The organism is Bacteroides sp. OM08-11, assembly GCF_003438665.1.
Lineage (GTDB): Bacteria > Bacteroidota > Bacteroidia > Bacteroidales > Bacteroidaceae > Bacteroides > Bacteroides cutis.
This window is the reverse complement of record NZ_QSTJ01000011.1, coordinates 39972-55875: the sequence shown is the minus strand read 5'-3', so window position 1 is coordinate 55875 and position 15904 is coordinate 39972. Positions and strand designations below refer to the sequence as shown.

The following is a 15904-nucleotide window of genomic DNA, read 5'->3' as shown; positions in this document are numbered from 1 at the left end:
TTTTACATACAAGGCTAAAAAAGTGTTTTTTATACGAACGTTTAAAAAACACCCTCAAGAATTAGACGTATACAACTTATTTTCAACTGATTACACAAACATTCTTTATTATTTATTCATATTTTAAATGAATGTATTTGATAAAATAAACACATTCATTTCATTCTATGTAAAGTTTACATTATCTTTGTTTCTTAAACACTGAATCCTTTTTCTACATGGAACTATTAATATATAAAGCCTCTGCCGGTTCGGGAAAAACTTTTACTTTGGCAGTGGAATATATCAAGCACTTAATACTCAATCCACATGCCTATCGACAGATACTTGCTGTAACCTTTACCAACAAGGCTACAGCAGAAATGAAAGAACGTATCCTGACACAACTTTACGGTATATGGAAGAAAGATCCGGCTTCGGAGGTATACTTGACGCGTATCAAAGAAGACCTGAGAAAAACAAACTACGAATTACGAATTACAAAGAAGGAGAATGGGGAAACACTTTCAGTAAATGAAAAAGCGCTTCCAGCAGATAAAGAAACGTTCTCAACAGGTAAAAAACTATTTTCGGACAACGAAGACGCAGAAATTCGCCGGCGAGCAGGAATGGCATTGCAATATATGCTACATGACTACAGCCGTTTCCGTGTAGAAACGATCGACTCATTCTTCCAGTCCGTAATGCGTAACCTTGCCCGGGAACTGGAACTTAGTCCTAATCTAAATATTGAACTGAACAATACCGATGTGTTGAGCAATGCCGTAGACAGTCTCATAGAGAAGCTCTCTCCCACTTCACCCGTACTGGCATGGCTATTGGATTACATCAATGAACGTATAGCCGATGATAAACGGTGGAATGTTTCTAACGAAGTAAAAAACTTCGGACGGAATATCTTCGACGAGAGTTATATAGAGCGGGGCGAAGGATTGCGACAAAAACTTCGTAACCCCGAGACAATAAAACTTTATCGTGACGTGCTGCGTGAAATGGAAACTGAGGCATTGGAACAAATGAAAGGTTTCTATGACCAATTCGAAGGTGAACTTGAAAGTCATGCTCTCGTTCCGGAAGACTTGAAAGGAGGTTCACGAGGCATCGGCAGTTACTTCCGCAAATTGCGGGATGGCAGATTGACAGACAAGGATGTTATAAACGCTACCTTGCAAAGCTGCCTGGCAGATGCCAAAAACTGGACCACAAAAACCTCCGCACGCAAAAATGATATCATTCACCTGGCAGAAACCAGCCTGATACCCTTACTGCAAGATGCCGAACAATTGAGGTCACAGAAAAGTCGCACGATAAACAGTTGCCGCCTTTCCCTGCAACACCTCAACAAGTTGCAACTACTCAACCATATTGATGAAGAAGTACGCACGCTGAACCGTGAGCATAACCGTTTTCTTTTATCCGATACAAATGCCCTCCTGCATAAACTGGTGCATGAAGGAGATTCTTCTTTTGTGTTTGAAAAGATAGGCGCCAACATACGGAATGTGATGATCGACGAATTTCAAGATACCAGCCGTATGCAATGGGACAATTTCCGTTTACTATTACTCGAAGGGCTTTCGCAAGGAGCCGACAGCTTGATTGTGGGGGATGTGAAACAGTCCATCTATCGTTGGCGAAATGGAGACTGGGGAATATTGAATGGTTTGGGCACAGCTTACCCGGCCGAGTCCTCTACTCCGTTTCCTTTCCCGGTACGTGTAGAAACTTTGAAAATCAACCGTCGAAGTGAAACAAATATTATCCGTTTCAACAACCGTTTTTTCACAGCAGCCGTAGATTATCTGAATTCCCTGTATCTGGAAGAATTGAAAGAGGAATGTTTCTCTTTGAAACAAGCTTATGCCGACGTCGCACAAGAATCGCCCAAAACAGAAACGAAAGGATATGTAAAAGCTGCATTCCTTGAACCGGACGACGAGCATAATTATACGGAAAAAACCTTGATAGCCTTAGGAGAAGAAGTCAGACAGCTGCTCAATGAAGGTGTCCAATTGAATGACATTACCATTCTTGTACGAAAAAACAAGAATATCCCAACGATTGCCGATTACTTCGACAAAGAACTGAACCTCCCGATAGTTTCCGACGAAGCTTTCCGTTTGGATGCATCACTTGCCATCTGTATGCTGATGGATGCACTGCGCTATCTGTCCAATCCGCAAGAGACTATCGCAAGGGCTTCGTTAATTACAAATTATCAATTACAAGTTACAAAGAAAGGAACAGAAAAAGAGGAATATGAGGAAAACATAGATTTGAATGGTCTGCTCATGGCTTCTCCTGAAACATTATTGCCTGAAGACTTCATTTCTCGTAAGGACGAGTTACGTTTGATGCCGCTATACGAGTTGCTGGAAGAATTGTTCAGCATTTTCAATATGGGTAATATTAAAAAGCAAGACGCTTATTTGTTTTCTTTCTTCGATGCCGTAACGGAATATCTGCAAAGTAATTCTTCCGACCTTGACGCCTTTATTCGCTTTTGGGATGAAACGCTCTGTTCCAAGACTATACCCAGTGGAGAAATGGACGGCATACGTATCTATTCCATCCACAAATCAAAAGGATTGGAATTTCATACTGTACTGATACCTTTTTGTGACTGGAAGTTAGAGAATGAAACCAATAACCAGCTCGTATGGTGTACGGCACCGGAAAAGCCTTACAATGCACTGGATATCGTTCCGATCAACTACTCCTCCACCATGGCCGAATCGGTATACCGGAAAGATTATTTGGACGAACGGTTGCAATTGTGGGTAGACAATCTGAATTTGCTCTACGTGGCTTTTACCCGTACCGGAAAGAATTTAATCCTATGGAGCAAAAAAAAGCAAAAAGGAACCATATCCGAGCTTCTTTCCGCCGCATTACCGCAAGTTGTCAAATCAGGCGAAGGGACATGGGATGAAGAAAGTATTTATGAATGTGGCAAAATATGTCCGTCAGACAAACCCGACCTTCTTGTCGATACTCCCGTAATCAATAAACTGGCACAGACTGCCGCAAAACTCCCCGTTCATATGGAAAGTATGCGCCATGACATCGAATTCCGACAGTCCAACCGTTCGGCAGACTTTATAGCCGGTGTGGATGAAGCTGAGTCTTGGCAACGTTTCATCAACCGGGGGCGTTTGCTGCATACTCTTTTCTCCGCCATCAAAACAGAAGCTGACATTGATGACGCTATCAACAGACTTGTATTTGAGGGAATAATCGGTCGCACGGAAACAGAAGAAGAAGTTCGTGACCTGACTCGACGTGCTTTTTCCATCCCACAAATCAAAGACTGGTACTCGGGTAGTTGGCAGTTATTCAATGAATGTGATATTATCTGGAGAGAGAACGGAGAATTGCATACCCGCCGCCCTGACAGGGTAATGATGCGAAATGGCGAAATAGTGGTTATTGACTTCAAATTCGGTAAACCGAATAAAAAATACAATAGACAGGTACAAGGTTATATGCAATTACTGGTTCGCATGGGATATGATGCAAACAGTATCAACGGATATCTGTGGTATGTGGAAGAAGGAAATATAGAAAAAGTATAATAATGTCCAGTCATACTGGCAAACAGGATATAGACATTACATGGAAACATTTCTTCAATTGGTCGCTCACGACCTTCATTCAAAAATAGGAGACGATTTGTCGCGTACGGCTATCGTATTTCCCAATAAACGTGCCGGCTTGTTCTTCAACGAGTATCTGGCAGCAGAAAGCGACAAGCCCATCTGGTCACCTGCCTACGTAAATATCAGTGAACTGTTCCGGCAACTTTCTACGTTGAAGCCGGGTGATCCTATCCGGATGGTATGTGAACTTTATAAAGTATTCTGTGAAGAAACTCACAGTGAAGAACCATTGGATGATTTTTATTTCTGGGGAGAATTACTCATCAGTGATTTTGATGATGTGGATAAAAATCTGGTAGACGCCGATCGTCTTTTCACCAATTTACAGGATTTGAAGAACATCATGGATAACTATGACTTCCTTGACAAAGAACAGGAAGAGGCCATACAACAATTTTTTCAAAATTTCTCTATAGAAAAACGTACACAACTCAAAGAGAAGTTTATATCTCTTTGGGATAAATTAGGTGATATCTACCGCCATTATCGTACCAATCTGACCCATTTGGGCATTGCGTACGAAGGCATGATGTATCGCAACGTCATAGAACAACTTGATGCCGACCGTCTGCATTATGACCGCTACGTATTTGTAGGTTTCAATGTGTTGAATAAAGTAGAGACTGAGTTTTTCCTCCGATTACAGAATGCAGGGAAAGCTATGTTTTATTGGGACTATGATATATTTTATACCCGTTTGCCCCACGAACAAAAACCTCCTTATGTCCACGAAGCCGGAGAATTCATTCTTCGTAATCTGAAGGTATTTCCAAATGAATTACCGGAAAGTGCGTTCGATACATTACGCAAGCCCAAACAAATACATTTCATCTCTGCACCAACAGAAAATGCACAGGCACGTTATATTCCGGAATGGATTAGAGGGATCAAAAATTATAAATTACAAACTACAAACCATAAGGAAGAAGGTTGGGAAACATCTGAGAAAGAAAATGCGGTGGTACTCTGCAACGAGGCCTTGTTGCTGCCCGTACTCCACTCCATTCCTTCCGAAGTGAAGAATGTCAATATCACCATGGGATTTCCTTTGGCACAAACACCCGTATACAGTTATATCAACGCTCTACTGGAAATGCAGACTACCGGTTATCGTACCGATACGGGACGATATACCTACGAAAGTGTACTTTCTGTGTTGAAGCATTCCTATACACGTCAACTCTCACCATTTGCGGAAGACTTGGAGGAGCAGTTAACGAGAGACAACCGTTTCTATCCTCTCCCTTCCGAACTAAAGAAAGACGACTTTCTTGAACAGGTATTTACCCCTCAAAACGGTATTGCCTCACTATGCCGTTACATTACCGACTTGTTGCGTGAAGTAGCCGTCATCTATCGTCAAGAGAAGGATGCGGAAGACATTTTCAACCAACTTTACCGAGAATCCCTATTCAAGAGTTATACCCTCGTCAACCGTCTGTTAAACCTGATTGAAACCGACGGGCTGAGTTTGCAGACAGACACATTCAAACGATTATTGAACCGTCTACTCACTTCTACCAACATCCCGTTTCATGGGGAACCCGCCATTGGTATGCAGGTAATGGGAGTGCTCGAGACACGTAATCTCGATTTCCGTAATCTTATCATGCTATCCCTCAATGAAGGACAACTTCCCAAAGCAAACGGAGATTCTTCGTTTATCCCTTACAATCTGCGTAAAGCATTCGGTATGACTACCATTGAACATAAGAATTCTGTATATGCCTATTATTTTTATCGTCTGATACAACGTGCCGAGAATATCACTTTATTATATAATACTGCGTCAGACGGATTGAACCGTGGAGAAATGTCACGTTTCATGCTTCAGTTCCTGATAGAGTCACCGTATGACATCTCCCGAAAATATCTTGAAGCGGGACAATCTCCACAGCATAGCCGCGATATCCAAATAAAAAAGACATCCGAAGTGCTGAAGCGGATGTATGACTCATATGATGTCCGTCGTCACCCTAAGGCTTTCTTCTCGCCATCGGCACTCAACGAATACCTGGATTGCAGATTGAAGTTTTACTATCATCGTGTCGCCGGGCTGAAAACGCCGGATGAAGTCAGTGCCGAAATAGACTCTGCCCTGTTCGGAACCATTTTCCACCGTTCTTCCGAACTGGTATACAATGACCTCATAACCAACGGTAAAGAAATACGAAAAGAGGATTTAGAGCAATTATTACGAAATGATGTGAAACTACAGTCTTACGTAGACTGTGCTTTTAAGGAAAAATTCTTCCACGTATCAGAAGAAGAACAACCGGAATATAACGGTACACAGCTTATTCACTCCAAAGTCATCACTTCCTACCTACGACAACTTTTACGTAACGATTTGCAATATGCCCCATTCTGTATGGAAGGTATGGAGCAAGAAATCAGGGAAACGATGGAAGTTGATACCCCTTTAGGAAAACTGCCCTTACAGATAGGCGGTACCATAGACAGACTGGATAGCAAGAATGATACTTTACGTATTGTTGATTACAAAACCGGAGGTACCCCAAAAACTCCGGAAAGTATAGAACAATTGTTTATTCCTGCCGAAGGACGTCCGAACTATATTTTCCAGACATTCTTATATGCCTGTATCATGTGCCGTAAACAACCATTGAAAGTAGCTCCCTCCCTGTTGTATATTCACCGGGCAGCATCGGAAAGTTACTCACCAGTCATAGAAATGGGGGCACCCCGCCAGCCCAAGATACCGGTAAACAATTTCGCTTTTTTTGAAGATGATTTTAGAGACCGCCTAAAGGCATTATTACAAGAAATATACAATCCTGATGAACCTTTTACTCAAACGAAAGACAGTAAAAAGTGTGAATACTGCGATTATAGAAAACTATGTAAGAGATAAAAAATATAAAGGCATGAAAAAGGAGATTGTCTAAAATTGTTACATCATATAAGGATATGTAAATTCCTGGACAATCTCCTTTCCATTGATATAATACCTACCATTTTTCCTTATCCTTTCTTCAAAGGAACTGAGAAGCTAAATACCGACCCCTCTCCTTGTTTGGAAGTGAACCACAGTTTACCGCCATTCTTGTTTACGAAATCCAGGCAAAGCAGCAATCCTAAACCGGAACCTTCTTCATTATTAGTGCCAAATGTACTGAAATGCGTGTCGGTATGCAACAACTTCTTCTGCCCCTCTTCATCGATTCCACAACCATGATCATGGACACTGACTACCGCCATGCCATCCTTCTCTTCCATCTTGACCAGTACCTCGGAACCTTCATTGCTGAATTTAATGGCATTACTTACCAAATTGCGTACCACTGTCTTCAACATATCTATATCTGCACTTACAGGTAGCTTATCAACCTTTTCTTCACGAATAGTAATCTTCTTCAATCCGGCTACCATATTGAATACATCTATTACACTATCCACAACCTCTACCACATCAATATCCTGATATACAACATTCAGGCTACCAATCTGGCTTTTGGTCCACTTCAACAGATTATCCAACAAAGAAAATACATCCTCAGTAGTCTGATTAGCCATAGTCAACAACTCATACATCTCGTCACCAATTTTTTCTACAGGCAAATTCAAGATGAGCATATTCAGCACCATCTTAATAGACCCCATTGGAGACCGTAAGTCGTGGGCGATAACAGAATACAATTTATCACGACCGGCAATGGTTCGTTGAAGTTCTTCTGTCTTCTTCAGAATAAGACGTTTGGCTGCTACCAATGAAATCTGATGAGTAACTCGGATTATCAATTCTTCCTTATTGAAAGGTTTGGATATAAAGTCATTAGCCCCAACCTGGAAACCTTTCACAATATCTGTAGTACTATTCAAAGCTGTCAAAAAGATGATTGGAATATCAGCTGTATTTGCATTAGCTTTCAAATGCTGCGCGACTTCAAAACCACTCATATCAGGCATCATTACGTCTAGCAACACTAAGTCGGGATGTTCTTTATCCACTTGCTCCAAAGCTTGCCGGCCATTACTTGCCGTAGCGATTGCAAATTTCTCATTTGTCAAGAGTACTTTCAACAATAACACATTTGACATCACATCATCTACGATGAGGATCTTGTACTCAGAATGGTTTATTTCCATATTCATCTTTTTATGTATTTTTCCGTTTCCGATATTATAAGGTTAAGAACGGTAGTCCTTAAAGTATTCTATCATGTAGCGTAAGCCTTCCTCCAATTCAATGGTAGGTTGCCACCCCAATTTATTTTTAGCCAACGTAATATCCGGTTGGCGCTGTTTAGGATCATCATGTGGCAAGGGCTTGAAAATCAGCTTCGACTTGGCTCCTGTTAATTTGATAATTTTCTCAGCCAGCTCCAAAATGGAAAATTCATTCGGATTTCCCAAATTTATCGGCCCGGTAAAATCATCTTCCGTATTCATCATCCGCACCATTCCTTCAATCAAATCATCTACATACTGAAAACTACGTGATTGATGACCTGTACCATAAATCGTAATATCCTCATTCTGCAACGCTTGAACTACAAAATTGGATACCACCCGCCCATCGTCAGGCAACATACGCGGACCATACGTATTGAATATACGTATTATTTTAATACGTATACCATTCTGGCGATGATAATCCATAAACAAAGTTTCGGCACAACGTTTACCTTCATCATAACAAGAACGAATACCTATCGGATTTACATTTCCCCAATAACTTTCCATTTGGGGATGCACTACCGGATCACCGTATATCTCGCTGGTAGAAGCCTGCATAATCTTTGCATTCACTTTCTTTGCCAGTCCCAACATATTGATGGCTCCCAAAACAGAGGTTTTTATAGTCTTAATGGCATCATATTGGTAGTGGATTGGAGAAGCGGGGCAAGCTAAGTTGTATATTTCGTCAACTTCCGCATCAAACGGAAACTCTACATCATGATGCACAAACTCAAAATGAGGATTGTTTTTCAAGTGAGTTATATTATCCTCTGAACCGGTGAAAAGATTATCAAGGCATATTACATGATGTCCGTCATTAATCAACCGTGTACACAGATGAGAGCCAATAAAACCAGCACCACCGCTTACCAAAATTTTCTTCATGCAACTATTTTCTAATGTCCGAAGACTTATGAAACCTGTTCGTTTTGTTTATGCTGACAAATGTAGGCGATTTGGTTAACTTATGCAAGTTTTGTAAAAGAATAATTTTATTTGTTAAGGAATATATTCTTGCTTGGCATCTGGAATACTGAAATCATTATTCGCAAACAAATCCGCCAATCCAGAAATCTGTTTTAAACGCAACAGTTCATCACGATCCATACCGATGTTTTTCATTATCCACTGATCGGACATTCCGGCACGATCTAATTCTGCTACAATGTTGCACATCAATTCAATGTTATGTGCTCCACGTGCACGATTATGACGAATGGTAGATGCCATACGGTTGGATAAATCCTTATCAATAACAACAACTGGCAGTAATCCGTTTTCGCGTTCATAAATTCGTTTGGAAGTCTTCATCACTTGATAACGGTGATAACCATCGACTAAAATATACTGATCCGTATTCTCGTCATAATAGCAAACACAAGGCATAGTAAAGCCATCTTCCCAAATAGAAAGTTCCAAAAGCTTCATTTCGGGAGGTGCCACTACATTAGGGTTGTAATCATTAGCCTGTATTTTGTCTACAGGAATTGCTTTTACACCATACACCGGACTTTTATCTACACTCATAACATCATATTTTTGAATTGTTCCATAATTTTGTCTCGTTTATAAATCTCTTCTTTATTCAGGGCAAACCCCATATACTTACAAGCATGGTCATTTTTCAGAATACAGATACACATACGTTTGTAAGTAGGTATTTCCCTGAACTCAGCAATATCGATATCGTCCAGATAGTCCATACGCACAGGCTTCTTATTAGTCTTGTAATTCGTATAGTTTATCACTTCAATAGGGATATTGGCATCCATCAACTTCCGAATGGTATCTTCACTGAGACACCCTCCTTTGGTTCGCCAGAACTCAATACTCACAGTCAGCTTTCTCAGATAGTTACGCCGAGTTTCCTCGGGTAAGGTAGAGAGTAGAAACTGCATAAAACCTTTCCAGGTATATCCTTTGGGCAATCGGACCGTTTGCCACCCCATTGCATGTGTCCCTCCATATATCCCGGTAAAGTTTACACCATTAACACGTCCGATCATTTTTCCCCAAGTATTGGGATCAATTACTTTGTAGAGCGACAGGCTCTCCTGAGCTTCGCACAAGAAAGGACTTGCTACACGTTGCCGTTCAATATTGACCCCTGCTTTATAATACAGATCGTACAAATGATTATAATCATAACCAAACTTACCATTTGCAATCCAGACATCCGTAGTTTTCCAATCATAAATAGGATAAGCATTGTAGATGTCATTACCAATTTTCGAAGTCCACTTATAATTATGATACATCTGATATTTCCTGCTCAAATGAATAGCACGCCAACGGTTGAAACTTTCTTGTGTACGGATACCGATGAGGAAACAGGTGCGTACCGCATCTTTTCGCAAATGTAGCCATTTGGCAAAATGCATCTGAAATTCATAATCCCACATATTCTCCGTATAGTACGGAAAATCATCTTTAGTATAACAATTCGGCGGCATTTGCCGTACCCAAATGTCTTTCATGCTATCATCCCACGGACGCCAGAAACTCTGATACATAGAAGTACAGGTAGTGACACGAAAAGGTACACATACCCTATAAACCTCCAGAATATCCGCATTAGCTTTTAAGATACGGTCTACATAATCAATAGTATATGTATACTGTATCTCATAATCCATGTGAAATACACATAGTTTCCGCTTCAAGTTATTCCGACGGACATAATCTATGCATAAGTTCAACAATACACCACTATCTTTTCCTCCGGAGAAAGAGACGCAAACGGTGTCAAATTCTTTAAATATTAAGCTAATACGTTCTTGTGCAAGTTCATATACATTTTTAGATGGCACCATATTCATCTGTCTTTTTTCATTTTCACATAACGGGTCCAAACCTTTTCCTCTGAAAAGCCGAGTTCCTTAAACACCTGTCTATGTTCAATAAAAGTGACCGAAGTAAGATTTACATCTGCGTTCGTTTCAGATATAACCTTTTCCAAGAGTAATTTCAGAGTTTCCTCCTTATTGTCCTTCACATAATAGTTATTGATTATATATTCCTTTTTTTTATGTTCTACAGGAATAAAACCAATAACATTTTTCTTTTCCATCCCAATGAACCATGCGAAATTTTCGGTAGTACGGAAGGGATAATTGTGATTTTGTCTGAGTACCTCAGGATTCATCACCAGAGGAGCTACAAGCTCATAAAGCCTTTTGTCGTTTCCTTGCAATTGAATTACTTGCATAATATTAATAAATACTGGTATATTTTTTTTCAGGTGTTAAATATAAGTATTAAACTCTACCATATAAATAAGTTTTAAATAGATTTAAGAATAAAACGACCAAAAACAAATAATAATTTAATCTTTTAGAAACAAATTATATAAATTTATACAATTCTTGTATGCTACACAGACATTTACATAAAAGAAAATGTTAGATTTTATTGTTTTCTCATTACCTAATTAAAGATTTTTCATATCTTTGCACCGCATTTAAAAAGTATTCTATAATACCTTTTAATTAATCTGTATTTCTGATTTTTAACTCATGTTGTGTAAACAACAGCAAACAAACTATAAACAATAAGATTATGATGTTTAAAGCTACAAGAAAACCGTTCGTCAATGCGGTTATGTTACTAACCTCCTTAGGAATAACTACATCGTGTATCGACAATGGTTACGACCTCAACAAGGACATTGACATGAATATCTCCGTAGGTGGAGATGCTTTTACCATCCCATTGGGATATTCTGAACAAACCACGTTGGACAAGCTCATTGACGAATCGGAAACGTTGAAGAAAATGGATGACCAAACGTATGCTATCAAGAAAAATGATGGAATTGATGACGTAAGTATCAAGGTAGATCCGGTAAATATAAAGATAGACGAACCCAGTTTTAGTGGAACAACTGTAGATTTCGAAGCCGGCTTGGATGACTTCAACGTTGCAGACAAAAAAAGCTCGTCCAAACTGGATGCGCCAAGCATTGTCGTGGACGTAAAACTGCCAGAAGACATAAGCATGGATACCGGAATGAGACCGATTGTTACCGGCGGAGGTACAATCAATGACCAGGAAAGCCCTTTTGAATTTACCTATAAAAAGGAATGGCCGAAAGAAGTAAAGACCATACATGAAGTTGTATTGCAAGATCAAAGCGGCAACAAGAAATATGGACAGAAAATAGCATTCAACGTTATAGCTCCTGCCGGAATGATAAATATCACGGACTTTACCGTCAAGTTCCCTGTAAATTTCATTTTGTACAATGCAAACGGGGAAAAGCAACCAGGCAACAGCATTCAATTGGCCAGAGGATTACAAACTGAATCCAAAGCAACTTATGAGTTTTATGTATATGGACAGAAACTGAATGCAAGCCTTCCGACAGGTATCGAAATCCATGATAAAATCACGTACAATTTCACATATACCACGGAAAAAGCCCCAACCTCAACCGACATGCTCAGTGTTCAGATGGAAAAAACCGATTTCATCTTCGACCATGCATTGGTGACCACCAATGATATTGAAGCGAATATGAAACGCGGTACCGTAGAAATGAATACTACCATTGACGGACTGGAAGACGTGAACGAAGTCCACTCTGTTGATTTCAAGGATAATTCCATTTTAGCAATGGATATCGCCAAAGGTTTGGAATTGCCTGTAGACTTCAAAAGTGGTGATCTGGTTATAGAATTCCCTTCTTATTATAAAATGGAATTAAAAGAAGCTGATAATGGCATTACATATACAGGAAATGAACTGACAATACCGGCAACCGCATTGCCCGACGCAAAAGTCGCCCTTCTTCTGAAACAAGTAAACTTTACCGGTACGGATAAAGGCAAGCCGGTCATGGAAAACGGAAAGCCTATTATCAAATTAACCGATCCCGTGACGTATTATCTGAAAGATAATGCACCTATGATACTCCAAAAAGACAATATCAGTTCTACAGATGTTGCCGACCTGGACAAAAAAGAAATGGACGTATTTGTAAACGGTGGGAAAATGGAAATTACAAATGCTTTTGTAGATGCTAAATCTTATACTGCAGAAGTAAAAGACAATACTTCTTTTGAAGTCAAGGAAGACGTAGACGAAGCACTGAAAATTCTAAAAACGGTTGCTTGGAAAACAGGTAGTACTCCTAAAATGACATTACATATCAATTTCTCTGACAACTTCCCCAAAGAAGAAATTTCAGAACTGGAATTCAGTGATTTGAAAATTCAATTACCTAAGTTTGTTAAATTTGCGGCAGGTATTGAAGGAATGGACTATGATAAAAATGTATTGACCCTGAATGATAAATTCAAAGTACTGGAAGGCTACACCAAACCTTTGGAAACCACCGGTATGGATTTCAGTTACATGAACAACGGCACAGGCCTGAAAACTACAGTGGAGAACGGAAAGACATGGCTGAAAATAACCGATGAAAATGAAACCAAGGTAGACATTCTGGGTGATGTTAAAACTTTGGGAGGTGACAACATCAACACAGATAGATTAAAAGGTATCACAGTCACTCCAACCGTCACCATCGACGAAATGCCGGTAGGTTTAGTGACAGGTGAAGTAGATCCGGTGATAGACGATGTGGATGAGAACGTTGAACTCGACCTCGGCGATGATCTTGACTTCCTGAAAGATGAAGGAAATGAACTCGACATCAAAAACCCACAAATTAAGTTGACACTTAACAATACGGTAGGTGTACCGGTAGACATGAATTTGACGATTTATGGTGTAGACGAAAATGATAAGGAAATAGAAAACTCACGAGTGGAAGGCATTAAATTCCAATTGCAACCAACAAATGTGGGTCAAGAAACAAAGACAAGTGTGTTCATGCTTTCACGTGAAGCCATGAATATGCCTGAAAATGACGCGACCCATCATTACGAAAATGTAGTAGTGTCTAATTTAAACAAAGTAATGACCCGCGTTCCCGATAGAGTGAAGTTCCATATGAATGCCAAAGCAAATAACGGTACAGAACATCATGTAGACATTTCCAAGGATATGACTATCACCGGTGAATATGATGTAACCGTTCCTTTGCAATTCGAGGATTTAAATATCAACTATATTGATGTTATTGATGACCTGCACAGCGACTTGGAAGACGTACTTGACAAAACAACTTCCGCAACATTGGAAATATTGGCAGATGCACTGAATAACGTCCCTCTGGATTTGAACTTAAGTGCCAAGGCACAAGATACTGACGGTAACGAACTGACAACCATTGAGGCAACCGTATATGCCAATGATATAAAAGACGGGAAAATAGGTGGAGCCATCACTGAAGACAGTGCAGTTAAGACTCCTATCTTAATTCGCCTGGTAGCAACCTCCAGTGCCGATCTAAAGAAATTGGACAAGCTGGAACTAACCATTCACGCCAAAGCAAATGAAACCACGGCAGGCTTACCGCTGAAAGCAACCCAATGGGTCAAGATTGAGAATGCCAAAGTAAAGATAAAAAAAGCAAACTTTGATTTGAATTAATTTAAAGCAGAATTACTATTATGAAATTATATAAAAAAATAATGGTGGCAGTCCTTACGACTGCCGCTACAAGCGGAATGATGGCACAACAAACCTCACGTTCGGCATATTTCTTAGAAGGTGCTACCTACCGCCATTTACTAAATCCGGCTTTCATGGGCGAACGCGGATACGTCAGTATGCCAGGACTGGGTAATCTCTATGTAGGCGCACGTTCCACAGCTGGTGTAGGAACTTTTATCTATAAAACACAAGATGGAGGACTGACTACTTTCATGAATGAAAGCGTAAGTACCAAAGAATTCCTCAATAAACTCCCCAATCGTGTTAAGGTAGGTGTAGACCTCAACGAACAAATTCTTGGAATAGGTTTCCATGCTTGGGGAGGGTTTAACACTTTAGGTATCAGTGTACGTTCCGATGTCAATTTCTCTATGCCTAATGAGCTGTTCAAGTTTATGAAAGAATCTAACGACAGTCATTATAAACTAAAGAACATCAATATCACGAGTACCAACTTTGCCGAGATTGCTTTTGGTCATGCCCGCGAAATCAATGATAATTTGACTGTAGGTGCCAAACTAAAAGCTTTGGTAGGACTTGCAAAAGCTACCGTACGCATTGACCAAATGGATCTTCATGTATCGGGTGACAGATGGAGTATTACTCCCCAAGGCGCTGAAGCATACGTATCGGCAAAAGGATTGATAATACCTACCAAGGGAGAAACACGTAACTATCAAGAAGATGACTACGAACTGGATCTTGACGGTAATCGTACAGATGTCTTGAAAGAAGGTACCAATGACCAGATTGATTATGACGGAGTGGATTTCGATGACAACAACATTGGCCCCACAGGCTTTGGTATGGCAATTGATTTGGGTGCAACCTATCGCTTGAACGACGAGTGGAGCTTCTCTGCATCTATCATTGACCTTGGTTTTATTTCATGGAAAAATACCGTTAAAGGTACCATGACCAAGACATTTGAGTTCGATGGTTTCAAAGATGTTCCTTTCGAAGATACCGACGATAATAAAGAAAATAAATTGGATAACCAGGTCGACAAAATAGTAGATGACCTTGCCGACATGGCTAAGTTCGACAAAGCAGGCGAAGGCATGAAACGTACTACAGCTCTGGCAGCTACCCTGCATTTAGGCGCGCAGTACACTCTTCCCGCTTATGATCGCTTGAACTTCGGTTTTCTGTCCACTACCCGTATTCAAGGAGTAAATACTTGGACAGAAGCCCGTATATCTGCTAATGTTGCCCCTATCTCATGGTTTGAAGCATCACTGAACTATGCTCTGTCCAATTTCGGTTCAACAGCCGGACTAATGTTGAACTTCCACCCACGTGGTTTCAACTTCTTTCTTGCTGCAGATATGCCAATGTGCAAATATGAGCCTGCCTACTTCGCTCCTATCAGCCGTGCGCAAGTTAACGTAAACATGGGTATCAACTTTACCTTCGGACCAAAGCACAAACGTAAATACAAAGTAACAGAAGTGCAGTCACTCTAAAACACCTATTCATTA

General features: G+C 40.2%; 9 protein-coding genes. 4 read left to right on the top strand and 5 right to left on the bottom strand.

The annotated features are described in order from the left end of the window. The first annotated feature begins 218 nt into the window (after nt 1-218). Together DXC10_RS15730 and DXC10_RS15725 are read left to right on the top strand one after the other, a co-directional pair. Complete coding sequence (locus DXC10_RS15730) at nt 219-3575, top strand: exodeoxyribonuclease V subunit beta (protein ID WP_117738379.1); 3357 nt, start codon at nt 219-221, stop codon at nt 3573-3575. Nucleotides 3576-3615: 40 nt separating this feature from the next. After that, nucleotides 3616-6534: a PD-(D/E)XK nuclease family protein gene (locus DXC10_RS15725; protein WP_117738378.1), complete on the top strand. Its 2919-nt coding sequence runs from the start codon at nt 3616-3618 to the stop codon at nt 6532-6534. Nucleotides 6535-6644: 110 nt separating this feature from the next. Here the strand turns inward: DXC10_RS15725 and DXC10_RS15720 are convergent, their stop codons facing one another. From DXC10_RS15720 to DXC10_RS15700, 5 genes are all read right to left on the bottom strand, one after another. Continuing rightward, nucleotides 6645-7775, bottom strand: coding sequence for a response regulator (locus DXC10_RS15720; RefSeq protein ID WP_101542604.1), 1131 nt, complete (start codon nt 7773-7775; stop codon nt 6645-6647). Nucleotides 7776-7811: 36 nt separating this feature from the next. Continuing rightward, nucleotides 7812-8747, bottom strand: a complete 936-nt coding sequence (locus tag DXC10_RS15715) for a UDP-glucuronic acid decarboxylase family protein (protein ID WP_101542603.1) — start codon at nt 8745-8747, stop codon at nt 7812-7814. Nucleotides 8748-8861: 114 nt separating this feature from the next. Further along, entirely contained in the window at nt 8862-9389 is a 528-nt protein-coding gene (locus DXC10_RS15710) for a ParB/RepB/Spo0J family partition protein (protein WP_101542602.1), read from the bottom strand. Further along, nucleotides 9386-10675, bottom strand: a complete 1290-nt coding sequence (locus tag DXC10_RS15705) for a DUF3440 domain-containing protein (RefSeq protein WP_101542972.1) — start codon at nt 10673-10675, stop codon at nt 9386-9388. The genes DXC10_RS15710 and DXC10_RS15705 overlap by 4 nt, the downstream gene beginning before the upstream one ends. Nucleotides 10676-10677: 2 nt before the next feature. Next, nucleotides 10678-11073, bottom strand: a complete 396-nt coding sequence (locus DXC10_RS15700) for a hypothetical protein (protein WP_101542601.1) — start codon at nt 11071-11073, stop codon at nt 10678-10680. A 347-nt stretch (nt 11074-11420) separates the two neighbouring features. Between DXC10_RS15700 and DXC10_RS15695 the strand changes: the two genes are divergently transcribed. Together DXC10_RS15695 and DXC10_RS15690 are read left to right on the top strand one after the other, a co-directional pair. After that, the gene (locus DXC10_RS15695) at nt 11421-14360 is read left to right on the top strand and encodes a hypothetical protein (RefSeq protein WP_145998968.1); all 2940 of its coding nucleotides are present in this window, start codon (nt 11421-11423) and stop codon (nt 14358-14360) included. 20 nt (nt 14361-14380) lie between these two features. Further along, nucleotides 14381-15889 carry a DUF5723 family protein gene (locus tag DXC10_RS15690; protein WP_233519994.1) on the top strand — a complete coding sequence of 503 codons (1509 nt, stop codon included), beginning with the start codon at nt 14381-14383 and terminating at the stop codon, nt 15887-15889. The last annotated feature ends 15 nt before the right edge of the window (nt 15890-15904 follow it).